Genomic DNA, 26,986 nt, shown 5'->3' on the forward strand with positions numbered 1-26,986 from the left:
ACTTTGTCCAAACGCCAACCCGTCATGCAGGCGCACCACACTGGCCAACAAGCGCACCAAATCGGTGCCAAATTGACATCACCAGACAGGCAGTCGAAAATTTAACCGCGCCGGTGCAGGTTTCTGACTTACTGGCCAAGTTTTTGCTTATAAAGCGCACGTTGTCATTTAGAGTCACTGCCCATGTCCGTTTCCCCCGAATCTCTGCGCCTGCAGATGCGCGGCATCAGCAAGCGCTACCCCGGCTGTCTGGCCAACGATCGCATCGATCTGAACATTCAGCCGGGCGAAATCCACGCCCTGCTGGGTGAAAACGGCGCTGGCAAAAGCACCCTGATGAAAATCATCTACGGCGTTACCCAGCCCGACAGCGGTGAAATTGTCTGGCGCGGCAAGCCGGTGAAGATGCGCGACCCGGCAATGGCGCGCAGCCTCGGCATCGGCATGGTGTTCCAACACTTCTCGCTGTTTGAAACCTTGACAGTGGCCGAGAACATTGCGCTGGCCATGGGCCGCGCCGCGGGTACGCCGAAGCAGCTTGAAGGGCGTATTCGCGAGGTTTCGCAGCGATACGGCATGGCGCTTGAACCGGAGCGGCTGGTTCACAGCTTGTCGATTGGCGAACGCCAGCGCGTCGAGATCGTACGATGTCTGATGCAGGACATCGAACTACTGATTCTTGATGAGCCGACTTCGGTGCTCACTCCGCAAGAGGCCGACGAGTTGTTCGCTACCCTGCGCCGGCTCGCTGCCGAGGGTTGCAGCATCTTGTTTATCAGCCACAAGCTCGGTGAAGTACGCGCGCTTTGCCACGGTGCTACGGTATTACGCGGCGGCAAGGTGTCTGGCCACTGCGTGCCCCGTGACTGCAGCGATCTGGAACTGGCGCGGCTGATGGTGGGCGATGCAGAAGGCCTTGAAAGCACCTACGCCAAAGTTCAGGGCGGCGAGCACTTTCTGCAGGTGAACGAACTTAGCTGGGAAAACGCCGACCCGTTTGGTACCTCGTTACGCGCCATCAACCTTGAAGTGCGCAGCGGTGAAATTGTGGGGATCGCCGGGGTGGCCGGTAATGGTCAGGACGAACTGCTGGCAATGCTCAGCGGCGAGCAGTTGCTGCACAAGCGCGATGCCGCGAGCATTCGTTTTGCCGGCGAGCCAGTTGCCAACCTGCGCCCCGATGCCCGGCGCAAACTCGGGCTGGCCTTTGTACCGGCCGAGCGTTTGGGGCATGGCGCGGTGCCCGACATGAGCCTGAGCGACAACGCTCTGCTCACTGCTTTTCAGCAAGGGCTGGTGAGCAATGGCCTGATCAAGCGCAACAAGGTTGTGGCCTTCGCCGAAGAAATCATCCGCCGCTTCGCGGTCAAGACGCCGGACGCAGAAACCCCAGCCGGGAGTTTGTCCGGCGGCAACCTGCAAAAATTCATTCTCGGCCGCGAGATCATGCAAAAACCCAAATTGCTGGTCGCCGCACACCCGACCTGGGGTGTTGATGTGGGCGCAGCCGCCGCGATTCACCGCGCCCTGATCGCCCTGCGCGATGCTGGCGCGGCGATTCTGGTGATATCCGAAGACCTCGACGAACTGTTCCAGATCTGCGACCGCATCGGCGCATTGAGCAGCGGCAAACTCAGCGCACTGACCGATACCCCAAGCACCTGCCAAGTTGAAGTGGGCCGCTGGATGGCCGGTGAATTCGGCGCCAATCCTTCCCCTATTGATCAGGCCGCAGCTAACCCTGCCCCGCTGAGCTGACGGAGTTTTTATGTTGTTATCCCTCGAACCTCGCGGCCAGCAATCGCGCGCGATGCTCTGGTTATCACCGGTGCTGGCAGCCGTACTGACGCTCATCAGCGGTTCGCTGCTGTTTCTGGCACTCGGCCACGACCCGTTGGAAACCCTGCACACCCTGTTAATCGCACCGCTCAGCGACTGGTACGGCGTCTCCGAACTGCTGGTCAAAGCCCTGCCGATTCTGCTCTGTGCACTGGGCCTGGCGGTGGCGTATCAGGCGCGCATCTGGAACATCGGCGCAGAAGGCCAACTGCTGATCGGCGCACTCGCCGGCAGCGCGGTGGCGGTCAATATCATCGACTGGGAAAGCCAATGGGCACTGGCGCTGGTCATCATCAGCGGGATTGTTGCGGGCGCGGCGTGGGGCGGTTTAACCGCCTGGCTGCGTACACAATTCAACGCCAATGAAATCCTCACCAGCATCATGCTCAACTACATCGCACTGAACCTGTTGCTGTTCTTCGTCCACGGTGCGCTGAAAGACCCGGCGGGATACAACTTCCCCGAGTCCGCCATGTTCGGCGATGCCAGCCGCCTGCCGGTACTCAGCGAAGATGGCCGGGTGCATGCCGGTTTGTACTTCGCCTTGCTGGCGCTGGTGGCGGTGTGGGTATTGCTGCACAAGAGCTTTCTCGGCTTTCAGGTAAAAGTGCTCGGACTGGACCGCCGCGCTGCAGGTTTTGTTGGCTTTCGCGAGAAGCGTCTGGTCTGGTTCGCACTGCTGGTCAGTGGCGGCCTGGCCGGGCTTGCCGGAGTGGGTGAAGTGGCTGGCCCAATCGGCCAGTTGGTGCCGCAGGTTTCCCCCGGTTATGGCTACGCAGCAATCACCGTGGCCTTCCTCGGCCGTTTGAATCCAATTGGCATTGTGTTCTCCAGTTTGCTCATGGCGCTGCTGTATCTGGGCGGGGAAAACGCGCAGATGAACATGAACCTGCCGCAGGCAATCACTCAGCTGTTTCAGGGCATGATGCTGTTCTTCCTGCTCGCCTGCGACGTGCTGATCATGTATCGCCCACGGCTCAAGGCCGGTCTGTTCAAACGCTCATCAGCCGCGGTTAGCAACGAGGCGGCGGTATGAATCTTCTTCTCTCTCTGGCCCGTATTTGCAAGGTTCAAGCGCATGGATATTGATCTGCTGACTAACATTTTCTACGCCATGGTGCGCACGGGCACGCCTCTGCTTCTGGTCGCGCTCGGTGAACTGGTGTGCGAGAAGAGCGGCGTACTCAATCTGGGCCAGGAAGGCATGATGCTGTTCGGCGCGGTAATCGGCTTTATCGTTGCCTTCAGCACTGGCAGCCTGTGGCTCGGCGTGTTGCTGGCGATTGCAGCGGGCATGTTGCTTTCACTGCTGTTCGCAATTGTGGCGCTGGGTTTCAACGCCAATCAGGTCGCCACTGGCCTTGCATTAACCATCTTCGGCGTGGGCCTCTCAACGTTCGCCGGGGCGGCCTGGGTGGGCAAACCACTGACTGGTTTTGAGCCGATTGCGCTACCGTATCTCAGTGATATCCCCCTCATCGGGCGCATGCTGTTTGCGCAGGATCTGCTGGTGTATCTGTCGTTTGCGCTGTTTGCGCTGGTGGCGTGGGTGATGCTGAAAACCCGTATTGGCCTGATCATTCAAGCTGTCGGAGAAAACCCCGACGCCGCCAGCGCCATGGGCTTGCCGGTATTGCGTGTGCGCACGCTGGCAGTCATGTTCGGTGGCGCGATGGCCGGTTTGGCCGGCAGCTACCTGTCGCTGGCGTACACGCCGATGTGGGCGGAAAACATGACCGCCGGGCGTGGCTGGATTGCTCTGGCGTTAGTGGTGTTTGCCAGCTGGCGGGTGTTCCGTGTGTTGCTCGGCGCCTACCTGTTTGGCCTGGCCAGCATTGTCCATCTGGTTGCTCAGGGCATCGGTATTTCGGTGTCGAGTAACCTGCTGGCGATGCTGCCGTATGTGGCGACCATCGTGGTGTTGGTGCTGCTCTCGCGTGACGCGATCAAGACTCGCCTGTTTGCTCCGGTTTCACTCGGCAAGCCTTGGCAGTCGGGGCATTGATTAGCAGCCGTGGCGATTTCAGACCGCCACGTATGGCCCATCTGAGTCACTGAGTTGAGCGGTTGGGCGTGGTGTCAGTCACCCGCCCAAGCCATGCAGATAAACAGCCATACGCAAGTTGGTTTGGCGCGTTACAAGCCGTTTGCATATTCGGCCTGTAACCGCGCAACATAGTCGCTCCGGATCAACTTGGAGCGACCCATGCAAACTGTCAAAACCGCCCTTATCATCGGCGCCTCCCGCGGGCTTGGGCTTGGTCTGGTCGAGCGACTGCATAGCCTCGGCTGGAACATCAGCGCCACGGTTCGCAACCCGCAACGCTGCGACGAGCTGCGCGCTATCGACGGGGTCACGATTGAAACCCTCGACATCGACGACAGCGCCTCAGTTCAGGCACTGGTCAACCAGCTCGACGGCCAGGTGTTTGACCTGATTTTCGTCAACGCCGGTATTCTCGGGCCTGAACACCAGAGCGCAAGCCAGGCGACCCAGGCTGAACTGGGCCAGCTGTTCATGACCAACGTTGTTGCGCCTATTCGCCTCGCCGAAAAGCTCGTCTCACAATTGCGCCCTGACACCGGCGTGCTGGCGTTCATGAGCTCGATTCTCGGCAGTGTAACCATGCCAGAAGGCAACGAGATGGCGCTGTACAAAGCCAGCAAGGCCGCTCTCAACTCGCTGACCAACACCTTTGTCTGCAGCCTTGAAGGCAATCGACCAACGGTATTGTCGTTGCATCCGGGCTGGGTCAGAACCGCGATGGGCGGGCCGAATGCCGATATTGATGTAGCCACCAGTTGTGCCGGTCTGGTTACCCAGATAGAGCAGTTCAGCGGCAAGGGCGGCCATCACTTCGTTGATTACAAAGGCCAGACTCTGACCTGGTAAATTGCAGCAGACGCAGCCTGCAAAATGCTTCTGAATACCGCCGTCGCGCGTCAGGTCCGGTTGAACTGACGCGCGACGGCGGGTATCTTTAGCGCCGGTCAGATTTTGTCTGACGCACCTGGATCAGCAGACAGGGTTAACACTGAGCTGGCTTACCTGAAATCCCACTCAGAGGCCTGCACATGCCGACCACTCATATCTGGATCAAAAACCCTCTCGATATTTTCACTGCCAACGATGTTGATGCATCGGGCGGTATCGTTGTCGAGCACGGCATCATCACGGAAATTCTCAAAGCCGGTCAGGAGCCTTCGCGCCCTTGCACTCAGGTCTTTGATGCCCGCGAGCACGTTGTGCTGCCGGGGCTTATCAACACCCATCATCACTTCTATCAGACCCTGACCCGCGCCTGGGGCCCGGTGGTCAATCAGCCGTTGTTTCCATGGCTGAAAACCTTGTATCCGGTCTGGGCACGTCTGACCCCGGAAAAGCTGGCACTGGCCAGTAAAGTGGCCTTGGCCGAGTTGCTGCTTTCAGGTTGCAGCACCGCAGCCGACCACCATTATCTGTTCCCCGGCGGTCTGGAAAACGCTATCGACATTCAGGTCGATGTGGTTCGCGAGCTGGGTATGCGGGCAATGCTAACGCGGGGCTCGATGAGCCTGGGCGAGGCCGACGGTGGCCTGCCGCCGCAACAGACCGTGCAGCAAGGCCAGGTGATTCTTGAAGACAGCCAGCGCTTGATCAAGGAGTACCACGAGCGGGGTGATGGCGCGCAGGTGCAGATCGCCCTCGCCCCTTGTTCGCCGTTCTCGGTAACGCAGGAAATCATGCGCGAGAGCGCGCAACTGGCCGAGCAAATGGACGTGCGCCTGCACACCCACTTGGCTGAAACACTGGACGAGGAAGAGTTCTGCCTGCAGCGCTTCGGCCTGCGCACGGTCGACTATCTCGACAGTGTTGGCTGGCTCAGCTCGCGTACATGGCTGGCACATGGCATTCACTTCAATCCGGATGAAATCGCCCGTCTCGGTCAGGCTGGCACCGGCATTTGCCATTGCCCAAGCTCAAACATGCGCCTGGCTTCGGGTATCTGCCCGACTGTCGACCTGGAAGCGGCTGGCGCACCGATTGGTCTGGGCGTTGACGGTTCTGCGTCCAACGATGCCTCGAACATGATTCTGGAGGCGCGTCAGGCCCTGTACATTCAGCGCCTGCGCTTCGGCGCCGAAGCCATCACCCCGGAACGCGCATTGGGCTGGGCAACCAAGGGTTCAGCCAAACTCATAGGACGCAGCGACATTGGCGAAATCGCCGTCGGCAAGCAGGCGGACCTGGCCTTCTTCAAGCTCGACGAGCTGCGTTTCTCCGGCAGCCACGACCCGATCAGCGCCATGCTTCTGTGTGGCTCGGACCGTGCCGACCGCATGATGATCGGCGGCCAGTGGCGCGTAATCGACGGCCAGATCGAAGGCCTCGATGTCGCTCAGTTGATCGCCGATCACCGTCAGGCCGCCAAGGAACTGATCGCCGGCTAAAGAGCCGCTGCACCATAAAGAGGCACTGCATCGGCAGCCAGCTGATCAGCCGCACCATCAACGAACCCCGCCTGTGCGGGGTTTGTTGTTTAAGCGAAGCAGCAACACTAAGCAGGGTATTTCTAGGGTGGCGCGGCTCGCTCACAGCCTCGCCGCCAGCCTGCCTTTACGCGCAGTTACAGGTTTGCGAAGTAATTACACGGGGTAATTGTCTAGTTGGTCAGTTTTTTGCAGTTGACTTACGGTCAACGTATAACAAGCATAATCACGCCATCACCCAACATTTACGGAGCAACACCCGCTATGCACAAGAAGAGCAAAGGACCCTTGCTGCGCACCCTCGTCGCCGCCCTTGGTTTCAGCGCCGCCATGAGCGCCTCAGCCGCTGACCCGCTGAAAGTCGGCTTCGTCTATATCGGGCCTATCGGCGACCACGGCTGGACTTATCAACACGAGCAAGGCCGCAAGGCACTCGCGGAGAAACTGGGCGATAAAGTCGAAACCAGCTTCGTTGAAAACGTACCGGAAGGTGCTGATGCCGAACGTGTTATCCGTAACATGGCAAAAGGCGGTTATGACCTGATTTTCTCGACCTCTTTCGGCTACATGAACCCAACTGTGAAAGTGGCCAAACAGTTCCCGAAGGTAACCTTCGAACACGCCACCGGTTACAAACAAGCGAAAAACCTCGGCACTTACCTGTCGCGCTCGTATGAAGGCCGTTATGTCGGTGGCTATCTGGCAGCCAAGATGACCAAATCCAAGGTTGTCGGTTATGTGGCCTCTTTCCCGATTCCGGAAGTGATCCGCGACATCAACTCGATCCAGCTAGCACTCGACAAGTACAATCCGGGCACCGAAATCAAAGTGGTCTGGGTCAACTCCTGGTTCGATCCGGGCAAAGAGTCTGACGCCGCCAACGCGCTGATCGATCAGGGTGCGGATGTTATCTTCCAGCACACCGACAGCCCGGCGCCGATCCAGACCGCAGAACGTCGCGGTGTTTACGCAGTTGGTTACGCCTCGGACATGGCCCACTTCGGCCCGAAAGCGGTACTCACCTCGATCGTCAACAACTGGGGCCCGCATTACATCAAGGCCAGCGAAGCGGTTATGGCCGGCACCTGGAAGTCTCAGGATTACTGGGGCGGCCTGGATGACGACACCATTCAACTGCCGATCAGCGACATCGTGCCGGCTGACGTAAAAGCTGAAGCCGAGAAGATTATCGCCAGCATCAAGTCGGGTGAATTTCATCCGTTCACCGGCCCGATCAAGGATCAGAGCGGTGCAGTCAAACTGGCTGACGGTGTAGTGGCGACCAACGCCGAACTGGCGTCGATGAACTACTACGTAGAAAATGTTAAAGCTGAGCTGCCTAAATAACAGCCTAAGTAAAAGATGCACTGGCCCGGCATCCGGTTAACTCCGGGTGCCGGGCCAAGGTGTATCTGCAACTGAACGTGAGAATTGCATGAGCATTGATAAACTGCCCGTTATTGATATCGCCCCGTTGTACGGCAACGACCCGGATGCATCCCTGGCTGTCGCCAACGCCATTGATGCGGCGTGTCGTGAATGGGGATTTTTCTACATCACCGGTCATCCAATCAGCCGTGAGCGCATGAGCTCGCTGCTGGATACCGCCAAAGATTTCTTCGCCCGTCCCGACACCGAAAAGCTCGCCATCGATATTACTCAGAGCGCGCATCACCGGGGCTATGGCGCGATTGCCACCGAGCAACTCGACCCGAGCAAACCCAGCGACCTCAAGGAAACCTTCGACATGGGTTTCCACATGCCCGCCGAGCACCCCGAAGTGCTGGCCGGCAAACCCTTGCGCGGCCCTAATCGCCACCCGGATATCGCCGGCTGGAAAGACCTGATGGAAACCCATTACGTCGATATGCACGAGCTGGCAAAAACCCTGCTGCGCAGCATGACCATCGCTCTGGGCATTGAGCGTGACTTCTTTGATACACGCTTCGAAGAGCCCATCAGCGTGTTCCGCATGATCCACTATCCGCCGCGCCACACCGCGACCAGCGCAGATCAGCAAGGCGCCGGTGCACATACCGATTACGGCTGCATCACCCTGCTGTATCAGGATCAAGCCGGTGGCTTGCAGGTGCAGAACATCAACGGCGAATGGATTGATGCACCGCCAATCGCCGATAGCTTCGTGGTGAACCTGGGCGACATGATGGCGCGCTGGAGTAACGACCGTTACAAGTCGACGCCGCACCGGGTCATCAGCCCGCTGGGCGTTGATCGCTATTCGATGCCGTTCTTCGCAGAACCGCACCCGGACACCGAAATCAGCTGCCTGCCCGGCTGCTCGGACGCCAACAACCCGCCGAAATACCCGAGCACCACCAGCGCCGCCTACCTGCTGTCGCGCTTTGCCGATACCTACGCCTATCGCCGCGAAGAAGCGTAAATCAAAGCGACTGTAGCCTGGGTAATTCTCACTTTACCCAGGCTGCGATCATCGCTTATCCCCCGACAATTACACTCGCCGATTCGCACCAATCCTGACCCAGCGGTTAAACTGTTGCCCGATAAGCCCTGCGATGAGATTTCGATATGTACGAATGGTTAAATGCCCTGCCCAAAGCCGAACTGCACCTGCACCTTGAAGGCTCGCTTGAGCCCGAGCTGCTGTTTGCACTCGCCGAGCGCAACAAGATCGCCCTGCCCTGGACCGATGTAGAGGCATTGCGCAGCGCGTATGCATTTAACAACCTGCAGGAGTTTCTCGACCTTTATTATCAGGGCGCGAACGTGCTGCGCACCGAGCAGGATTTCTACGACCTGACCTGGGCGTATCTGTTGCGCTGCAAGGCGCAGAACGTGATTCATACCGAACCGTTCTTCGACCCGCAAACCCACACCGATCGCGGCATTCCGTTCGAAGTGGTGGTTAACGGCATCCAGCAGGCACTCACGGATGGCCAGGAAAAGCTCGGTATCAGCTACGGCCTGATCCTCAGCTTTCTGCGGCATTTGAGCGAAGAACAAGCCTTTGTCACGCTTGATCAGGCACGGCCATTTCGCGACGCGTTTATTGCCGTCGGCCTCGACAGTTCCGAGATGGGCCATCCACCGAGCAAGTTCCAGCGGGTATTCGACAAGGCGCGCAGCGAGGGTTATCTGACCGTTGCTCACGCTGGCGAAGAAGGTCCGCCCGAATACATTTGGCAGGCACTGGACCTGCTCAAGATTGAACGGATTGATCATGGTGTACGCGCTATCGAAGACGAGCGCCTGATGCAGCGCATTATCGACGAGCAAATTCCACTGACAGTCTGCCCGCTGTCGAACACCAAACTGTGCGTGTTCGATGACATGCGCCAGCACAACATTCTCGAAATGCTTGAGCGCGGCGTCAAAGTCACCGTCAACTCGGATGATCCGGCCTACTTCGGCGGCTACGTTGGCGAGAACTTCGCCGCGTTGTACGACAGCCTCGGCATGACCGAATCGCAAGCGCGCAAACTGGCGCAGAACAGTCTCGACGCTCGTCTGGCCTAAAGCGCAATCAGGGGGCTCAATGGCCCCCTGAACATTTGCTAGTCACTGTTATTAACTGGGTGCCTAACCAAGCGTAGCCCGGCTAGCGTGACCCAGATATAAACTCAGTGCTGGTGCTCGCCGTGTTCGTCCGGCGCGGCTTTTTGCACAGCAACTTCAACTGTTACAGCGCCCGATTTCTCGAAGTTAAGGGTTAACGGAAAACGCTCACCGTCCTTCATTTGCCCTTTCAACTGCATCAGCATGACGTGGTAGCCCTTGGGCTCGAAACGCACCTCCCCGCCTGCAGGAATGCCGACGCGTTTAACCTCCTGCATTTTCATCACGCCATCTTCCATGAGGTTCTCGTGCATCTGGGCCAGACCCGCTTGTGGGCTACTGACCGAGATCAGCGCATCCGCTTCCTTGCCATGGTTTTCCACCACGAAATAGGCCGCAGCAGCCGGCGCAACTGGCGGCATTTCGCGTGACCACGGATGTTCGATGTGCAACTGGCCCGCATCGTATTCATGCGCTGAGGCAAACATGCAGGGAACCATCAATGTCACCAGTAACAACGTTTTCTTCAACATAAACACTCCAAAAGTAAAACGAACCGCCCGCAGCACGGGCGGTTGGCGCCGGCAATCTGCGCCGTTAACCAGCAGGCTACTGGGCCTGCAAGCGGGTGGATGAGTTCATCCGTGAAAGTATCAGCCAGTCAATCAATGCGATCAGCAGCAATGAGCCGCCCACCAGCGGGAAAGCAATGCCGACCAGCCCCATGATCACCAACCCGGTTTTCCAGCGCGGCAGATCGTGGCGCAATGGCGGCACACCCAGACGACCTTGCGGCCGGCGCATCCACCAGATCACCAGACCGCTGATCGCACTAAGCAAAATCATCAAACACACGGCCAGCATCAGCAACTGATTGGCCAGCCCAAACATCTTGCCTTCATGCAGCACCACCCCGGTTTCTACCGTGCGGGCAACCAGCCCGTAGTCGGCCCAGCGAATGTCTGCCAACACTTTACCGCTGTATTGGTCGATGTGCAGGGTTGCATCGTTACGCGGATCGTCGGCGAACACCGCCACGGTGTACACACCCTTCTCACCCTTGGGCAGGGTCACGCTGTAGCCGGGGGTGACTTTGTGGGCCGTGGCAGTCTCCACCACAGCTTGCAAACTGACCTTTGGCGATGCCTTGGTGGCAGGTGCCTGCGCATGGCCGTTGTGCGCCGCATGCGGATCAGACTCTGGCATTGGCGTGTTCTCAACCGCCCACGCCACGGTTTGCACGGCGCCATTGTTCAGCGTACGCGCCTCAACATCAGAGACGGGCACCTCTTCCCACATCGCTGGCGGAAAGTGATTCCAGGTGCCGGCAAACTTGGCGCCCCAAAAACCGGTCCAGGTCATGCCGGTAAGCAGCATGAACAGCAAAAAGATCGAGCCCCAGAAACCCAGCACCGAGTGCACATCACGCCAGAATGCCCGACCGCTGTTGGCCATGCGCGGCCACAACACTGCTGCTTTATTGGCCCCGCGTGGCCACCATAAATACAAGCCGGAAATCACCAGCAAGATGCCCCAGCCCGCCGCCAGTTCGACCAGACGATCGCCGAGCGTGCCGATCATCAACTCGCCGTGAATCTTGCGGGCGATGGCTTGCAGGTTGTCATGCGCGTCCTGAGTTCCCAGCACGGTGTTGCTGTACGGGTCGACAAACACATTGAGCGTTTGCTCACCGTTAGCCAACTCGAACATGGCGCTGCGTTCAGCCGCCACAGGTGGCATGTACTTGCTGATTTGCGCCTGTGGATAAGCTTGCTGCACAGTCGCCATCTGCTGATCGGCCGAAACCATTGTGCCGGCCTGCGGCACCTGCATGAGGTCGGCGTACATCAGGTCATCAAGCTGCGGTTTGAACAGGTAGATGATCCCGGTTAACGACAGCATGATCAGAAATGGAATGACGAACAGCCCGGCGTAGAAATGCCAACGCCAGGCCAGGTTATAAAATGAGGGAGTGCTGGTTTTCATTTTGTGGCTCCGGCTAGCGGGTTGTGTGTGTTGTTAGCAACTGCAAGATTGCGTTGATCAGGGCTCATAACCGCCACTCCAGACCGGCGAAGACGCTGCGGCCATCGCCTGGTAAAAACTGAGCACTGTCCTGGCCTCGTGCATCCGCAATCACGCCAGTAGTCGCCACATAGGTTTTGTCGGACAGATTGCGTCCCTCAACAAAAAAACCAATGCCTTCGGGCATTTGGTATCCGGCTTTCAAACCCCATATGAAATAACCATCGGCATAGAGTGTTTCTGCCTGGTCGACGTTGTAATGGGTAGGTGCCCACTCGAATGTAGGCCCGGCGTACCAACCGGATTGCTGCCACAGCGCTTCCCCTTTGAGGTACTGCTTGGGCATGCCAGCAAGCTGATTGTCGCCGTAGACATCATCGTCATCGAAGTGGAAATCATTGAGCAGGTACTGCCCGCGAAATGTCACCTGAGCCAAGCTGACCGCAGCGCCGAACTCGAGCCCCTGATGGATGGTCCGGTCAGCATTGACGGTGCCCAGCGGATCGCCATTGGCATCGTTCAACGATAGCAGTTCGTCACGAATTTCACTGCGGTACGCCACCAGATCAAGATCCAGATTGTCACGCTGCCAGCGCATCCCCAGCTCGAAGGTATTGGCGCGCTGCGCATCGTTATCGGTAACCACTTGCCCGCCCGTCAACTCGCTGAACGTTGGCGGCTCGAAACTCTGGCTGAAGTTGGCAAAGAACTGCACGCCCTCAGCGTAGTCATGACGAACACCAAGGCGCGCGGTACGGCCGATGTAGGTTTTGTTGAATGACTCGTCCTGAGCCAAACAGAAGCCGCTGACAAAGGCATTGCACTGCAAGCGGTCGTCTACGTCGCGTTCCTGATGCAACCACGCGAGGCCGCCAACAACAGCCCAGTCCTTGGCCACGGGCATTTCCAGCTCGGCAAAGGCATTGAAGTTGTTTGCGCTCTGCTGCAGCTCATTAACTTTGCGCCCGGCATGGCCGGACATATTGATTGAGCGCGTATCATCGCTCCTGCCTTCACTGACCTCCACACCGCCCAGCCAGCGCCAACCGTCCTGATTGCTCCAGGTGTGCGTAAGGCGTATGCCATAGTCTTCGCTGTCGACATCCAGCACCTGAAAAATCGGGTGCCACAGCGACTTCTCGCTGTAGAAGGTCGACAGCTGCAACGCATGGCCATCATCGAGTTGCAGGGTTGAGATGTTGCCAATCCGGTCCAGGTTCAGATCGCGTTTTTGATCGCCTGACAAACTGCTGGCTGAAGCCTGCTCGGGGTCATCTCTGAGTTGGGCCTGAGTCAAACTGCCCGGCAGTTCGGAGTCGGACTCAACATGGGTCAGGTAAAAGCGCGTGGCAATGCGGTCATTGATACGCCCGCCGATATTGGCAAATACCCGCTGGTTGTCCTGATCGGAGTGATCGCGGTAGCCGTCCTGCGCCGAGTCCGACAAGCTGACAACGCCGTCCCAATCACCAAAGTCTTGCGCAAACGCACCGTACAACCGGTGATAGCCAAAACTTCCGCCCTCATAGCGCAGGTCTACCGGGGCTGCTGTTTTACCCGTTGGGGTGACAAAGTTCACCGCGCCGCCGAGATTAGCCGCGCCGTAGCGCCACGCATTGGCCCCACGCAAGACCTCGACCCGGCTGACTGCAAGTGGCTCAATGGTTTGAAAATCAAAGCTGCCGTCCGCCAGATTGACCGGCGCGCCATCCTGCATCAACAGCAATCCACGGCCATGAAAGGTGCGCTGCAGGCCAGAACCGCGAATCGATAAACGCGCCTCATCCGAGCCGAAGCGCGGCTGCACAAAGACCCCGGTGGCCAAGCCGAGTGCATCCTGGAAGGTGCTGCTACGACCCGTTTTATAGGTTTGTGCATCAATCACCGAGGCGCCGCCCGGCACCTTGGCAAACTCTTCGCGCTTTTCGCTGAGTGTTGCGGCCGTTGGATCAGACTGCCATTGCCCTTTGACCGTCTCATCCGCCAACTCAAAAGGTTCATCAACGGCGCTCACCACTTGGCATACGCCCAGGGCACAGGCGCCCCAGAGACTCTTTTTAATTCTTTGCATGTGTAACTCCCCATCCCGCAAAGAGCCGGCCAGTCAGCCGGACAGTGTTGCGAAAAGCTCAGACGCTGCACGCCAGAGCACGAAGCTCTGAACGCAGTCAATCTGGATATTTTTTATGGTCTATTCGCAATGGCGCAGCGTTGCCGGCATCCATTGCAGCGATGGATCATGCGAATAGCGGGGAGGCGCGGGGATTGGCCGAGGGCCATAAATAGCGGACAGCTTTGCCAAATAGCAGAGGTGGTTTCAGCGCGGGCTGGCGACCGCTGGCAAACAGCCCAAGTACACCGAAGAAGGCGGCGAGCGCCAAGCCGACAAAGGTTGAACACATGGAGCAACCAAAGCCGCCAGCAGGATTGATCAGCGGAGTGCCTGAACCTTGCAGATCAAAGCCAGAGCCAGAATTTCCGCTGGTTGAGCAGTACGCTCCGTCGATTCCGCTGAGCTGCAGACCAGTCATCTGGCCATGCCCGATACTGCAGGCGAGCGCACTGAACAGCACGCTGATGTACAGCATCCAGGCCAGTAGAACTCGATCAGAGCGGGCAATTTTCATGACGCGGGACTTTAACACTCAGAGATTGGAGAGCAAGCAAAGGTCTTGAGGCAGTTTGTCGCACTCACAGAGCAATGCTAGCTCGGCATTTTCAAGATTGCCACATGCGAAAAGTTTGCAGCTTGCTCCGGGCGCCGCGCGCCTTGCCGCGGGGACCTGCGATATAACCGTGAGTTCTCGCCAAGTTCGCGCTTGTTGCCAATGGCGCTAACCAACCGACGATTGCCTGATGAATGTCAGTGAAAGTTCACAGTGCCTGACTACACTGGCTCAACCGAACTCAGGAGGTGCTCAACATGAATATCGCTATCCGTACCGAGAAGAAACCTGAAAGCTCCTGCTGGCAAGTCTTTGTAGACCAGCAAGCGATTCCCTTTCGCAGCGAAGCCGAGGCCCGCCAGTTCGTAACCACGCTTGAAGCACGCGTGCGCGCTCCTCACTGGCTGCCGGAGCAGAAAATCGCGGGGTAAATCCCGCTCAAACCGGATGCCCCGCACGCAGTTCTGCCCAGCGGGTAAAGCGCGAACACAGCGCCGCCAAAAGCCCGCACCCGCAGATCACCGTTGCCATCGGCATCGCCGTGCCATCATGCAGCACACCCACCATTGCCGCCGCACTGGCGGCAATGCCAAATTGCAGACTCCCCAGCAACGCCGAAGCACTCCCCGCATGGCTGCCCTGCCCGGCCATGGCGCTGGCCGTGGAGTTGGGTAAAAGAATCCCCAGGCAGGATATGCAGCCAAACAGCGGCAACAGAATCGGCCACAACGCGGCGGGCGCCGAACTGGCAACAGCAAGCAAGGCAGCGCCACACGCCAGATAGAACAGCACGACTCTGCGCACCCAGTAACTCGGATTACGCTTGGCCAACAGCCAGGAGTTAAGCTGCGCGACCAGAATAAAGCCGCCCGCGTTAATCCCGAAAACCCAGCCGTAGTGTTCTGGCGGAATGTCGTACAGATCGATGAACACAAACGGCGAGCCGGCGATGTAGGCGAACATCCCCGCAATCGACAAGCCGCCCGTCAGCGCATAGCCCATAAACGGCAGGTCTTTGAACAAGTGCAGGTAATTGCCTATAGCGCCGCTCAGCGGAGCGGGCTTGGCGTCGGCTGCCAAGGTTTCCGGCAGCCAGCGCGCCACCGCCAAACCACTGAGCACGCTGAATGCACACAGGCAGAAAAAGATCGACTGCCAGCCAAGAGTCGCCAGCATCGCGCCGCCCAGTATCGGTGCCAGAATCGGCGCCAGTCCCATGACCAGCATCAACTGCGAAAACACCTTGGCCGAGGCAATCGGGTCGCACAGGTCGCGCACCACGGCCCGCGAAATCACCATGCCAGCGCAGCCACCCAAGGCCTGAATGAAGCGCGCGGCTATTAACCATTCAAGGCTTGGCGCCATCGCGCAGGCCAGCGAACCCAACGTGAACAGGGTTATCCCGACCAGCAGCGGCTTGCGCCGGCCAAAGCGGTCGGCCAATGGTCCATAGAGCAATTGGCCGATAGCCAGGCCGATGAAGTACACCGCCAGCGACACTTGCACATGCTCGATATCGGTTGAGAAAGCTGCTGCTATCGCCGGAAAACTTGGCAGGTAGAAGTCGATTGCCAATGGCCCGAATGCACTCAAAGCGCCAAGGATCAGCAGTGTTCGCAGGTTCATGGGGTGGCTCGCAAAAGGGTTTCTTAAAAACGACAACGCCGCCTTGAATTAAGGCGGCGTTGTTTTACCGGGCAATCACTCTATGTGATCGACTGCTGGTTTGTCTGCTTTTCGCTTGCTGATTTTATCGCCCCACGACTCAACCAACATAAAGAACATGGGAATCAGGAAAGTCGCCAGCAAAGTGGCTGCGAGCATGCCGCCGATGACCCCGGTACCAATCGAGTGACGACTGGCTGAACCTGCACCACTGCTGATAGCCAGCGGCACAACACCCAGGATGAACGCCAGCGAGGTCATCACGATCGGCCGGAAACGCAGACGTGCAGCCTCCAGTGCCGACTCGAAAATACTCTTGCCTTCACGGCGCAGCATCACCGCAAACTCGACAATCAGAATCGCGTTCTTCGCCGCCAGACCGATCAGTGTCACCAAGCCGACCTGGAAGTAGACATCGTTCTCGATGCCACGCAACCATACCGCCAGAATGGCCCCGAATACCGCGAACGGTACGGCCGTGACCACCGCCAACGGCAGTGTCCAGCGCTCGTACTGGGCGGCCAGAATCAGGAACACCATGATGATGCCGAAGATGAACGCCAGGCTACCCGAACCCTGAGTCGCCAGTTCCTGATAAGCCGAACCGGTCCAACCGATGGTGTATTCCGCGCCCAGCACCTTGTCTGCCACTTCCTGCACCGCTTGCAGGGCTTGGCCCGAACTGTAGCCCGGCGCTGGCCCGCCGAGAATCTTCGCCGACGGATACACGTTGAAACGTGCATAGGTATCCGGCCCGAGAATACGCTCGACACTTACCAGAGTCGCCAACGACACCAGCTCACCGGTGGTCGATGAACGCACGTACACCTGCGACAAGTCTTCCGGCTTGCGGCGGAACTCGGACTCAGCTTGCAGGCTCACCTGCCAGGTACGGCCATACAGGCTGAAGTCGTTAACGTAGTAGCTGCCAAACGTTGACTGCATCGCGGTGAATACATCACTGATCGATACGCCCAGAGAACGGGCCTTGGTGCGATCCAGGTCGATGTAGTACTGCGGTACGTTAGCGTTGAAGGTGGTCTGAATATTTGCAAGCTCAGGACGCTTCTTCGCCTCGGCGATCAGTTCGTTCGCCTTGGCAGCCAACTGCTCAGTGGTACCGCCGGAGCGATCCTGAATGTAACCCTCGAAACCACCGGTGGTGCTCATGCCGGTAATCGGCGGCGGGTTGAACGTGGCAACCACGCCATCCTTCTGGCTCGCGCCCATGCCCATGTAGTCATAGATCAGGTTACGTGCGTCCAGCTCTGGCGTATCACGCTCCTTCCAGTCATTGAGGGTGATGAACGACACGCCGGCGTTGCTGCGCGTACCCATGGTCAGTACGTCGAAACCGGCAAAGGTCACCACGTCTTTAACTTCTGGGCGGTCCATTAACTGCTGCGTCACATCGCCGGTCAGTTTCTCGGTGCGCGTCAGCGAGGCGGCGGCCGGCAGGAAGTAGGCGTTGAGTACATAGCCTTGGTCTTCATCTGGCACCAGCGAGCTTGGCACCCGGCCAAACAACACCACCATCAGCGCAATCATGCCGCCAAACAGCACCAGGCCCATCAGCGAGCGCTTGAGGAAGAAGCGAACACCGGCGGTATAACCATTGGTGAGTTTGTCGAAAGCCCGGTTAAACCAACGGAACGGTGCCGCCGGTTCGTGATGGCCGGGCTTGAGCAGCAAGGCACAAAGTGCCGGGCTCAGTGTGAGTGCGACGATGCCCGAGATCACCACCGAAACGGCAATGGTAATCGCAAACTGTTTATACATTTGTCCTGCCAGCCCCCCGAGGAAGCCAACCGGAATAAATACCGCACAGAGCACCAGCACGATGGCGACGATAGGACCCGTCACCTCTTCCATCGCCTTGATGGTGGCCTCTTTCGGCCCGATCTTGTCCGTCGCCATGACCCGCTCGACGTTCTCGATCACCACAATCGCATCGTCCACCACGATACCGATTGCCAGTACCAGACCGAACAGCGTCAGCAGGTTGATCGAGAAGCCCAGCGCATACATGCCGGCAAAGGTACCGATCAGCGACACAGGAATCGCCAGCACCGGAATCAGCGTGGCGCGCCAGTTCTGCAGGAAGATGAACACCACCAGAACTACCAGCACCAGCGCTTCAACGAAGGTGTGGATAACTTCTTCAATCGATACTTTTACAAACGTGGTGGTGTCGTATGGAATCTTGTATTCCATGCCGTCCGGGAACTTGGTCGACAGACGCTCCATGGTCTTGTTGACCGCCTCAGCGGTGTCCAGTGCGTTCGCACCCGGTTGCAGATACACACCGAAGGCGGCGTTCTGCTGGCCATTGAGCGAGGTCACCAGCGAGTAATCCTGTGCGCCCAATTCAATCCGGGCAACGTCCTTCAGGCGCAGGCTGGCGCCAGTCTCATCAGAACGCAGGATGATATTTTCGAACTCTTCAGGGTCAGTAAAACGGCCCTGAGTGGTCACGGTGTAGGTGAAGTCGAGCTTCTGCTTGAGCGGCTGCTGACCAAAACTACCGGCGGCAAACTGCGAGTTCTGCTCACGAATGGCGTTTACCACATCCGTTGGCGTCAGGTTGTACTGCGCCAGTTTGTCCGGGCTCAGCCAGATACGCATCGAGTAGTCTTGCGAGCCAAACTGGGTGACGTCACCCACGCCCGGCAGACGTTTCAATTCGTCGATAACGTTGATCAGCGCGTAGTTACTGATAAACACCGGATCGCGTGAGTCATCCGGCGAGAACAGGGTCACAACCTGGAGAATGTCCGAAGACTTCTTCTCCACGTTTACCCCCTGACGACGCACCTCTTCCGGCAGCTTGGCCAGTGCGGCCTGCACCCGGTTGTTAACGTCGATGGTGGCCTGATCCGGATCACGTCCGACATCGAAGTACACCGCCAAACGCATGGTGTTACCACCCGAGTTCGACTGCTGATAAATCATCCCTTCAACGCCGTTGATCTCTTGTTCCAACGGCGCAGCAACGGTTTCAGCAATTACCTGAGCACTCGCCCCCGAGTAGGTAGCGGTCACCGATACCTGAGGCGGAAGAATCTGTGGATACTGCGCAACCGGCAACGCGCGCATGGCCATAAGACCGGCGAGCACAATCACCACCGAGATGACCGATGAGAACACCGGCCTTTCAATAAAGAAGCGTGAGATCACCTAATTACTCCTCAGCTTTTTTATCGGTGGCAGGCGCCGAACCGACTTTTACGGGAGCATCAGGACGAACCTTTGACAGGCCCTCAACAATCACTTTATCGCCGGCACTGATGCCGGACTCGATCACCCAACGACCATTCGCAGTGCGGCCCGTTTTGATCTGACGAGTGCGGGCAACGCCCTTGTCATCAACCACATACAGGAAGGTGCCTTTAGGGCCCTGGGAAACGGCGCGCTCCGGAACGGTCAGCGCGTCTGGCAGGGAAATGCCCTTGAGCTGAACGCGTACGAACTGGCCCGGCAGCAAGCTTTGATCCGGGTTAGGCACAACAGCACGGGTACTTACGCTGCCAGTACCGCGGTCGATCAGGCTGTCGGTGAAGTTGACCTTGCCTTCCAGCGGATACGTTGAGCCGTCGCCGTAGGCGATACCAACGCGCAGCTCTTTGTCTTCAAGCACCAGCGAACCATTGGCCAGGCCACTGCGGACCTTTTTCACATCGCTGTCGGGCGCGGCGAAGTTAACGTAAATCGGATCGAGCTGAGTAATCTTGGTCAGCAAGCTGGCGTTCGGGTCGCCGGCTACCATCAGGCTGCCTTCAGAAACGGTTTCTTTGCTGGTAATCCCGGAGATGGGCGCCTTGACCGTGGTGTATTCCAGATCAATCTGCTTAGACTGCACTTCTGCTCTGGCGGCCTGAATGTTCGCCTTGCTTTGCTCGAAGTTGGAGACGGCATTGTCCAGCTCGCTCTCGCTGGCATAGCCCTTTTTCTGCAATTCGCGAATACGCTTAAGGTCGCGCTCGGTCTGACGATAACGCGCCTGCTCCTGCGCCAGAGCACCTTTGGCACGCGCTAATGCGGCCTCATAAGTGCGCGGGTCGATGCGGAACATCACCTGGCCCTTAGTCACCTGGCTACCTTCCAGATAGGTGCGCTCCTGCAGAATGCCACTTACCTGAGCGCGCAACTGGATTTCGCGAAAACCTGCAGTACGTGCCGGATATTCGAGCAGTAACGGGAACGCTGCCGGCTGCACTGTTTCGACCGTTACTTCTGGCGCTGGCGGCGCATCTTCGGCGTGAGCGGCATTAAACAGTGTGCTTAGAGCAAAAAATCCCAGAAATGCAGGGAAATGGCGAGCAAAGGACATAGGTGTCTCCGAGACATCGTACAGCACAAAAAAACAGGCCGACGATCCTAGTTACATACAGGTATGTTTGTAAATAGAATAACCAGGCAATTTTTATTACACTCTGTTCCAAAACAGAGCCGTTAAATCAAGCCGATACCGCCATGCGCAGAACCAAAGAAGACGCTGAGAAAACCCGCCTGGCCATTTTAGCGGCTGCAGAAGAACTATTTCTGGAGCGCGGCGTTGCTCACACAAGCCTAGAACAAATTGCGCGAGAAGCAGGGGTAACTCGTGGCGCGGTGTATTGGCATTTCGAAAATAAAGCCCAATTGTTTCACGCGTTACTCAGCCAGGTTCGCCTGCCCCTCGAACAAATGACAGAACGCTTCAACGGCAATCCCGGGGAAGACGCCCTGCAAACCTTGGCAAACCTGTGCATCGAAGCGCTTGAGGGCTTGGTACTCGAACCACAAAAACGCCGGATTTTCACTATTCTGCTGCATCGCTGTGAGTTCACCGACGAGCTACGCGACGCAGAAATACGCCACGAAAGCTTTATCAACGATTTCATCAATCTGGTTGAGCAACAATTCTGCCAACCCGACATCCGCCAGCGACTGCGCCCGGAAATGACCCCGGCACTGGCTGCACGCGCATTGCACGCGATGATTGTGGGATTGTTTTCTGACTGGCTGCGCGACCCTGAATTATTCGACCCGCTCAAGCATGGCCGAATAATCATTGACTCGTTTATTGCAGGGCTGGTGCAGCAACCGAACCTATAGCGCTTCGCTCGCAACCAGCGTGTAACCCTCGCCCTCTATGGCCTCCCCCAGTTTCTCTGCCGGCAACTCGCTTTCGACCAGAACCTTGCCGGCCTGCAAATCGACGGTAACCTGAGCGGCCGGATCGAGCTTTTCAAGCGCCCGAGTGATGCCCTGAACACAATGCGCGCACGTCATACCCGCCACAATGAATATCTGCATGATTGGTTCTCCACTGGTGTGTAATGCCTGCAACGCAGACCGAGTCGCTACTTTCGACCTTGCCACGGGGTTAAGGTCAAGCACCTCATCATGCACCCTTACACACACCTGCGCACCGAAAGTGCACAACACAAGCGCAGTGCCAGCCGCTATGCTAGGGATTCATCTCGCCTTTTAAAGGAGACCGCCGATGCGCCTCGCTTGGCTATTGGCATTGACCACTGCGTTTGCAGCCACCATGACGCAGGCGCAAACCCTGCATTCATCGCAAGCTCAGGCCGGCGGCTTTGCCATACTGGTGGTCTCGCGTGAACGCCTGCAAGTGAATACCCAATGCGAAATCGGCGTGTACCTGCATGACCAACTCGCCGGCCGACTGTTTCAGGGCCAGTCGATCTCGTTCAACTTGCCGCCGGGCGAAATAGCCGTGCGCCTGCAGCCCGTCGGCAGTGGCGAATGCAAATCCGGAGTCGACCTGCGCGACAGCCAGCGCCTGCAATTACGCGCCGGCGATATTCAGCGCTACAACATTGCTGTCAGCAACGGCGGCCTGCATTTGCTGCACGCCAATCGCTAAGCATTCATTGCGTTTGAGGGAGCAGGGCACCGATAGGCCTTGACCTTACCAAGGTGGCAAGGTTGATCCTAGGGGCAACTCACCAAGGAGACTGAGAAATGGCCGCCCCCAGCACGTTTGATCTCCCCATTAGCGGCATGACCTGCGCCAGTTGCGCCGGCCGGGTTGAGCGCGCCCTGCGCCAATTGCCCGAAGTGCACAGCGCCACGGTTAATCTTGCCACCGAGCAAGCCCGCATCGAAGCACCCGCTGACAGCCTCGAAAAACTGCTTTCCAGCATCGAAGCGGCGGGCTACAGCGTGCCCAGCGAGCGAATTGAACTGGCTATCAGCGGCATGACGTGCGCCAGTTGTGTGGGCCGCGTCGAGCGTGCCTTGAACAAACTGCCTGGCGTTGTGCATGCCAGCGTCAATCTGGCCAACGAGCAAGCCACAGTGCAGGTCACTCGGGGCATTACCGCCGAAAGCCTGATTGCGGCCGTCAAGGCTGGCGGTTATGAGGCGCGCGTAATCGACGCCGAAGACCATCAGGTATCCGACGCCGAACGCCGCCTGAAAACCGAGCGCTGGCACCTGATTGCGGCCGCGCTGCTCACGCTGCCATTGGTGGTGCCGATGCTGGTTGCCCCGTTCGGCTTGCACTGGATGCTCCCGGCGTGGCTGCAATTCGCCCTGGCCACGCCTGTGCAGTTCATCATTGGCGCGCGCTTCTACCGCGCCGGCTGGCGTGCCCTGCGTGCAGGCGCCGGGAATATGGATCAACTGGTGGCGATCGGCACCAGCGCCGCCTATGGCCTGAGCATTTACCAATGGCTGAACGCACCCGCCGGCGCCGCCCCGCACCTGTATTTTGAATCTTCAGCGGTGGTGATCAGCTTGATCCTGCTCGGCAAATATTTCGAGAGCCGCGCCAAACGCCAAACCACCACCGCGATTCGGGCGCTGCAAGCACTCCGGCCGGATCAAGCGGTGAGACTGCAGGATGGTCAGGAGCAAGTCGTGGCCCTGAGTGAACTGCAACTCGGCGACAGCATTGTGGTAAAGCCGGGCGAGCGCTTTCCGGTAGACGGTGAAGTACTCGAAGGCCAGAGTCATGCCGACGAGGCCCTGATCAGCGGCGAAAGCCTGCCTCAAGCCAAACAGCCGGGCGATAAGGTCACAGCCGGAGCCATCAATGGCGAAGGTCGCTTGCTCGTGGCGACACGTGCGCTGGGCGCGGAAACCGTATTGGCGCAGATCATACGACTGGTCGAGGATGCGCAGGCCGCCAAAGCCCCGATCCAGAAACTGGTGGATAAAGTCAGCCAGATTTTCGTCCCCGCCGTCCTGCTAATTGCACTGGCCACGCTGATCATCTGGCTGATGCTCGGCGCCACGCTCAGCACCGCCCTGCTCAACTGCGTCGCGGTATTGGTGATCGCCTGCCCTTGCGCACTGGGGCTGGCAACGCCGACTGCGATCATGGCCGGAACGGGCGTGGCGGCGCGCCACGGGATTCTGATCAAGGACGCTGAGGCGCTTGAAGTAGCGCACCAGATCAAAGTGGTCGCATTTGATAAAACCGGCACATTAACCTCCGGCAGCCCGCGCGTCACCGATCTCAAAGCCGCGTCAGGCAGCGAGCAGCAACTGCTGCAATTGGCTGGTGCCCTGCAACGCGGCAGTGAGCACTCGTTGGCCAAGGCAGTGCTCGATGCCTGCACCGAAAAAAAGCTTGAGCTGCCAACTGCCAGTGACAGCCAAGCCCTGCCGGGACGCGGCATCAGCGGCCAGATCGGCGAACGCAAACTGGCGCTGGGCAATCAACGCCTGCTTGAAGACAACCACCTGCAAGCAGGAGACCTCAGCAACGAGGCCAAAGACTGGGAAGCCCAAGGCCGAACGCTTTCATGGTTGCTCGAGCTTGCGCCGCATCCGCAGGTGCTGGGCCTGTTTGCCTTTGGCGACACGCTCAAGGAAGGCGCACAGGAGGCCGTCAGCAAACTAAGAGAATTGGGCGTGCAAAGCCACGTGATCAGCGGCGATAACTGGGGCAGCGTCAATGCCGTGGCCGCCGAACTGGGCATCGAACATGCTCACGCGCAGGTGTTGCCCGGCGAGAAGGCCGAGCTGGTTAGCGAGTTGAGCCAGACTGGCCGCGTGGCGATGGTGGGCGATGGCATCAACGACGCCCCTGCGCTCGCCGCCGCCGACGTTGGCATCGCCATGGGCGGCGGCACCGATGTGGCCATGCATGCAGCCGGAATCACCCTGATGCGCGGCGACCCGCGACTGGTGCCAGCAGCGCTGGAGATCAGCCATCTGACGTACAACAAGATTCGGCAGAACCTGTTCTGGGCGTTTGTGTACAACCTGATCGGCATACCGCTGGCGGCGATGGGGTTGCTGAATCCGATGTTGGCGGGTGCGGCGATGGCGTTTTCGAGCGTCAGCGTAGTGGCCAATGCCCTGCTTCTCAAGCGCTGGCACCCTTGAGGGTGATCATTCTGAGGCTACTGCGCTTAGGGATTGCTGCGTTATAAACAGGCTCGGAATGCTCATTTACACCAGTAAACTCCGCTTCCTCGCCTGTTTATGCCTTGCACTCCCGTCGCTCGCTACGCCTCAGAACGATCACAGAATTGCAGTGAATGTGGGAAGAACAAGGGCTTTTTTGGGTAGAAGAGCAAGACTGAAACTGCGTTACACGTGGTGCAAGCGGGTGGGGTTAACGGCAGTACAGCGTCAGTAAATCGCTGAAAACTAATGCGCCTAGGGATTGCTGCGTTATAAACAGGCTCGGAATGCTCATTTACACCAGTAAACTCCGCTTCCTCGCCTGTTTATGCCTTGCACTCCCGTCGCTCGCTACGCCTCAGAACGATCACAGAATTGCAGTGAATGTGGGAAGAACAAGGGCTTTTTTGGGTAGTAGAGCAAGACTGAAACTACGGTTAGAACGCGATGGAGGCGAGTGTGAATATTGGGCAGGCGGCGAAGAAAACTGGCTTGAGCGCGAAGATGATTCGTTACTACGAATCCATCGAGTTGCTGCCGGCGGCGGGGCGCAGCGAGAGTGGTTACCGGCAGTACAGTGCCGGTGATTTGCATCGTTTGGGGTTTATCAAGCGGGCGCGGGATTTGGGTTTTTCGCTGGATGAAGTGGCGCGACTGCTAACGCTGTGGCAGGACCGTCAGCGTGCCAGCGCCGATGTTAAAGCGTTGGCGGCGGAGCATATCGACGAGTTGAACCGCAAGATCATCGCCATGAGTGAACTGCGTGACACGCTGCAAGACCTGATGGATCACTGCCACGGCGATGATCGCCCGGACTGCCCAATCATCAAGGCGCTGGAGCATTCTCCCGACGCGCGATAGGCGTCGGCATGGCGTTATCCGGCAATAGTCAGCGCCATCAAGCCTTCGAACAGTCGGCAACCGCCTCAAGCAGCGCGCAGCAATCGACAGCGAAGTGGTCGACCAGACTCGGCCACGGATTCTCCGCCAGGTTCACCAACACGCTGTAGGCACCGGCGGCGCGGGCGCATTGCAGGTCGTAGAGATAATCACCGACCATCACCAGCTCATCGGGCTGCACCTGCCATTGTTCGGCCAGATGCAGTAAACCGGCGGGGTCCGGTTTCGGATGCGCTTCATCACGGCCCAATACGGCATTGGCAGCGAAGCAGTCCGCAACGCCAATGGCTGCAAGCGTGAGCCAGGCCAATTCGTGAGCATTGCGGGTCAGGATGCCCAGTTGGTAACCGCGCTGATGCAGCGCCTGCACCAGCTCGACCGCCCCCGGTGCTGGTTTGGCGCTAAGCGCCAGTTCGCGCTCATGCTCAAGCAGCCAGGCATGTTTGGCTGCCGCATCGGCAGCCGGCAGGCCAGCCAGATGGTGCAGGATGTCGTGTTCCAGCGGGATGTCGAGATAGCGTTTGATCGCTTCGAAGTCATGCACGGCGAGCGTCAGCGTGCCGTCCATGTCGAACACCCAATGGCGCGACTGATTCAGCTTCATTTCCAGTCTTCACGCAGGCGAATCAAGCCTTCCTGAGCCACCGAGGCCACCAACTGGCCTTGCCGGTTGAACACGCTGCCCCGCGAAAAACCACGCGCATTACCGGCCCAAGGGCTGTCCATGGCGTAGAGCAGCCAGTCGTCCATGCGCAGGTTTGCGTGGAACCACAAGGAGTGATCGAGGCTGGCGACCTGCATGTGTTTCTGCCAGACCGAGACGCCGTGCGGCTGCATCGAGGTGGTCAGCAGGTTGAAGTCCGAGGCATAACCGAGAATATATTTATGGATCGCCGGAATGTCCGGCAAGGTGCCATCGGCACGGAACCAGACGTACTTGACCGGCTCCATCACCTCGGGCGCGAACGGGTTGCACTGGGTAACCGGGCGGATCTCGATCGGTTTCTGGCTCAGCGCACGCTCGCGCATTCTTTCTGGCAGCAGATGAGCGATTTCAGCGACCAGCTCGGTTTCGGATTTAAGATTCTCAGGGCCGACCACGTCGGGCATCTGGGTCTGATGGTTAAAGCCTTCTTCGTCATACTGGAACGAGGCACTGCAGGTGAAAATCGGCTGACCCTTTTGAATCGCCATGACCCGCCGTGTGCTGAAACTGCCGCCATCGCGCACGCGATCGACCTGATAAACCACCGGCAGTGTCGAGTCGCCGGGGCGCAGAAAGTAGCCGTGCAAGGAGTGCACATGGCGAGCATCTTCGACTGTCTGGCTGGCGGCAGAAATACATTGGCCAAGTACTTGCCCACCAAACAACTGGCGAAAACCGAGATCCTGGCTGACACCACGAAAGAGGTTTTCTTCAATATTTTCGAGGCTGAGCAGAGCAACCAGCTCTTCGAGTACCTGACTCATGTATTTCTCCATTACCTGCGCTGCGCAGGCGGTAATCAATACAACAG

The 26,986-nt window shown here is 58.3% G+C and carries 23 protein-coding genes; 13 read left to right on the top strand and 10 right to left on the bottom strand.

Annotation, left to right across the window (positions count from 1 at the left end):
- Positions 1–183: 183 nt before the first annotated feature.
- From BM395_RS04345 to BM395_RS04380, 8 genes are all read left to right on the top strand, one after another.
- A complete protein-coding gene (locus BM395_RS04345; protein WP_090509088.1) occupies positions 184–1,758 on the top strand; it encodes an ABC transporter ATP-binding protein in 1,575 nt (524 codons plus the stop codon).
- Between the two features lie 10 nt (positions 1,759–1,768).
- Positions 1,769–2,875 (top strand): ABC transporter permease, encoded by a 1,107-nt coding sequence (locus BM395_RS04350; protein WP_069899641.1) that lies wholly within the window; start codon positions 1,769–1,771, stop codon positions 2,873–2,875.
- A gap of 42 nt (positions 2,876–2,917) precedes the next feature.
- Positions 2,918–3,844: an ABC transporter permease gene (locus BM395_RS04355; RefSeq protein WP_069899642.1), complete on the top strand. Its 927-nt coding sequence runs from the start codon at positions 2,918–2,920 to the stop codon at positions 3,842–3,844.
- Between the two features lie 201 nt (positions 3,845–4,045).
- A complete protein-coding gene (locus BM395_RS04360; protein WP_090509090.1) occupies positions 4,046–4,732 on the top strand; it encodes an SDR family oxidoreductase in 687 nt (228 codons plus the stop codon).
- 182 nt (positions 4,733–4,914) lie between these two features.
- Entirely contained in the window at positions 4,915–6,270 is a 1,356-nt protein-coding gene (locus BM395_RS04365; protein ID WP_069899644.1) for an 8-oxoguanine deaminase, read from the top strand.
- A gap of 303 nt (positions 6,271–6,573) precedes the next feature.
- Entirely contained in the window at positions 6,574–7,656 is a 1,083-nt protein-coding gene (locus tag BM395_RS04370) for a BMP family ABC transporter substrate-binding protein (RefSeq protein WP_069899645.1), read from the top strand.
- Between the two features lie 94 nt (positions 7,657–7,750).
- Positions 7,751–8,710 (top strand): 2-oxoglutarate and iron-dependent oxygenase domain-containing protein, encoded by a 960-nt coding sequence (locus tag BM395_RS04375; RefSeq protein WP_069899724.1) that lies wholly within the window; start codon positions 7,751–7,753, stop codon positions 8,708–8,710.
- 146 nt (positions 8,711–8,856) lie between these two features.
- Entirely contained in the window at positions 8,857–9,804 is a 948-nt protein-coding gene (locus BM395_RS04380) for an adenosine deaminase (protein ID WP_090509092.1), read from the top strand.
- 104 nt (positions 9,805–9,908) lie between these two features.
- On the opposite strand, the gene BM395_RS04385 is transcribed toward BM395_RS04380, so the two are convergent.
- From BM395_RS04385 to BM395_RS04400, 4 genes are all read right to left on the bottom strand, one after another.
- Positions 9,909–10,376 (bottom strand): copper chaperone PCu(A)C, encoded by a 468-nt coding sequence (locus tag BM395_RS04385; RefSeq protein WP_090509094.1) that lies wholly within the window; start codon positions 10,374–10,376, stop codon positions 9,909–9,911.
- A 76-nt stretch (positions 10,377–10,452) separates the two neighbouring features.
- Positions 10,453–11,829 carry a PepSY-associated TM helix domain-containing protein gene (locus BM395_RS04390; RefSeq protein ID WP_090509096.1) on the bottom strand — a complete coding sequence of 459 codons (1,377 nt, stop codon included), beginning with the start codon at positions 11,827–11,829 and terminating at the stop codon, positions 10,453–10,455.
- 64 nt (positions 11,830–11,893) lie between these two features.
- Positions 11,894–13,939 (bottom strand): TonB-dependent receptor family protein, encoded by a 2,046-nt coding sequence (locus tag BM395_RS04395; protein ID WP_090509098.1) that lies wholly within the window; start codon positions 13,937–13,939, stop codon positions 11,894–11,896.
- 166 nt (positions 13,940–14,105) lie between these two features.
- A complete protein-coding gene (locus BM395_RS04400) occupies positions 14,106–14,495 on the bottom strand; it encodes a DUF2946 domain-containing protein (RefSeq protein ID WP_069899650.1) in 390 nt (129 codons plus the stop codon).
- A 296-nt stretch (positions 14,496–14,791) separates the two neighbouring features.
- Here BM395_RS04400 and BM395_RS23305 point away from each other — a divergent pair, with 296 nt between their 5' ends.
- Entirely contained in the window at positions 14,792–14,965 is a 174-nt protein-coding gene (locus BM395_RS23305; RefSeq protein ID WP_090509100.1) for a hypothetical protein, read from the top strand.
- A 7-nt stretch (positions 14,966–14,972) separates the two neighbouring features.
- Here the strand turns inward: BM395_RS23305 and BM395_RS04410 are convergent, their stop codons facing one another.
- The 3 genes from BM395_RS04410 to BM395_RS04420 all read right to left on the bottom strand — a co-directional run bounded on the left by BM395_RS04410 (position 14,973) and on the right by BM395_RS04420 (position 20,529).
- The gene (locus tag BM395_RS04410; protein ID WP_090509101.1) at positions 14,973–16,160 is read right to left on the bottom strand and encodes a multidrug effflux MFS transporter; all 1,188 of its coding nucleotides are present in this window, start codon (positions 16,158–16,160) and stop codon (positions 14,973–14,975) included.
- Between the two features lie 75 nt (positions 16,161–16,235).
- Positions 16,236–19,376 (bottom strand): efflux RND transporter permease subunit, encoded by a 3,141-nt coding sequence (locus BM395_RS04415; RefSeq protein ID WP_090509103.1) that lies wholly within the window; start codon positions 19,374–19,376, stop codon positions 16,236–16,238.
- 4 nt (positions 19,377–19,380) lie between these two features.
- A complete protein-coding gene (locus BM395_RS04420; RefSeq protein ID WP_069899653.1) occupies positions 19,381–20,529 on the bottom strand; it encodes an efflux RND transporter periplasmic adaptor subunit in 1,149 nt (382 codons plus the stop codon).
- A 143-nt stretch (positions 20,530–20,672) separates the two neighbouring features.
- Between BM395_RS04420 and BM395_RS04425 the strand changes: the two genes are divergently transcribed.
- The gene (locus BM395_RS04425; RefSeq protein WP_069899654.1) at positions 20,673–21,296 is read left to right on the top strand and encodes a TetR family transcriptional regulator; all 624 of its coding nucleotides are present in this window, start codon (positions 20,673–20,675) and stop codon (positions 21,294–21,296) included.
- On the opposite strand, the gene BM395_RS04430 is transcribed toward BM395_RS04425, so the two are convergent.
- On the bottom strand, positions 21,291–21,497 hold the full coding sequence (locus BM395_RS04430; protein ID WP_069899655.1) for a heavy-metal-associated domain-containing protein: 207 nt from the start codon (positions 21,495–21,497) through the stop codon (positions 21,291–21,293). The genes BM395_RS04425 and BM395_RS04430 overlap by 6 nt on opposite strands.
- Before the next feature lie 190 nt (positions 21,498–21,687).
- Here BM395_RS04430 and BM395_RS04435 point away from each other — a divergent pair, with 190 nt between their 5' ends.
- From BM395_RS04435 to cueR, 3 genes are all read left to right on the top strand, one after another.
- Entirely contained in the window at positions 21,688–22,074 is a 387-nt protein-coding gene (locus tag BM395_RS04435; protein ID WP_069899656.1) for a hypothetical protein, read from the top strand.
- 98 nt (positions 22,075–22,172) lie between these two features.
- The gene (locus BM395_RS04440; protein WP_069899657.1) at positions 22,173–24,548 is read left to right on the top strand and encodes a heavy metal translocating P-type ATPase; all 2,376 of its coding nucleotides are present in this window, start codon (positions 22,173–22,175) and stop codon (positions 24,546–24,548) included.
- Positions 24,549–25,028: 480 nt separating this feature from the next.
- Entirely contained in the window at positions 25,029–25,430 is a 402-nt protein-coding gene (cueR, locus tag BM395_RS04445) for a Cu(I)-responsive transcriptional regulator (RefSeq protein ID WP_090509105.1), read from the top strand.
- Positions 25,431–25,467: 37 nt separating this feature from the next.
- On the opposite strand, the gene BM395_RS04450 is transcribed toward cueR, so the two are convergent.
- Positions 25,468–26,073: an HAD family hydrolase gene (locus BM395_RS04450; RefSeq protein ID WP_090509107.1), complete on the bottom strand. Its 606-nt coding sequence runs from the start codon at positions 26,071–26,073 to the stop codon at positions 25,468–25,470.
- Positions 26,070–26,939 (bottom strand): acyl-CoA thioesterase II, encoded by an 870-nt coding sequence (gene tesB / locus BM395_RS04455; protein ID WP_069899659.1) that lies wholly within the window; start codon positions 26,937–26,939, stop codon positions 26,070–26,072. The genes BM395_RS04450 and tesB overlap by 4 nt, the downstream gene beginning before the upstream one ends.
- Positions 26,940–26,986 lie beyond the last annotated feature (47 nt).

The organism is Pseudomonas marincola (genome assembly GCF_900116605.1).
Classification (GTDB): domain Bacteria; phylum Pseudomonadota; class Gammaproteobacteria; order Pseudomonadales; family Pseudomonadaceae; genus Aquipseudomonas; species Aquipseudomonas marincola.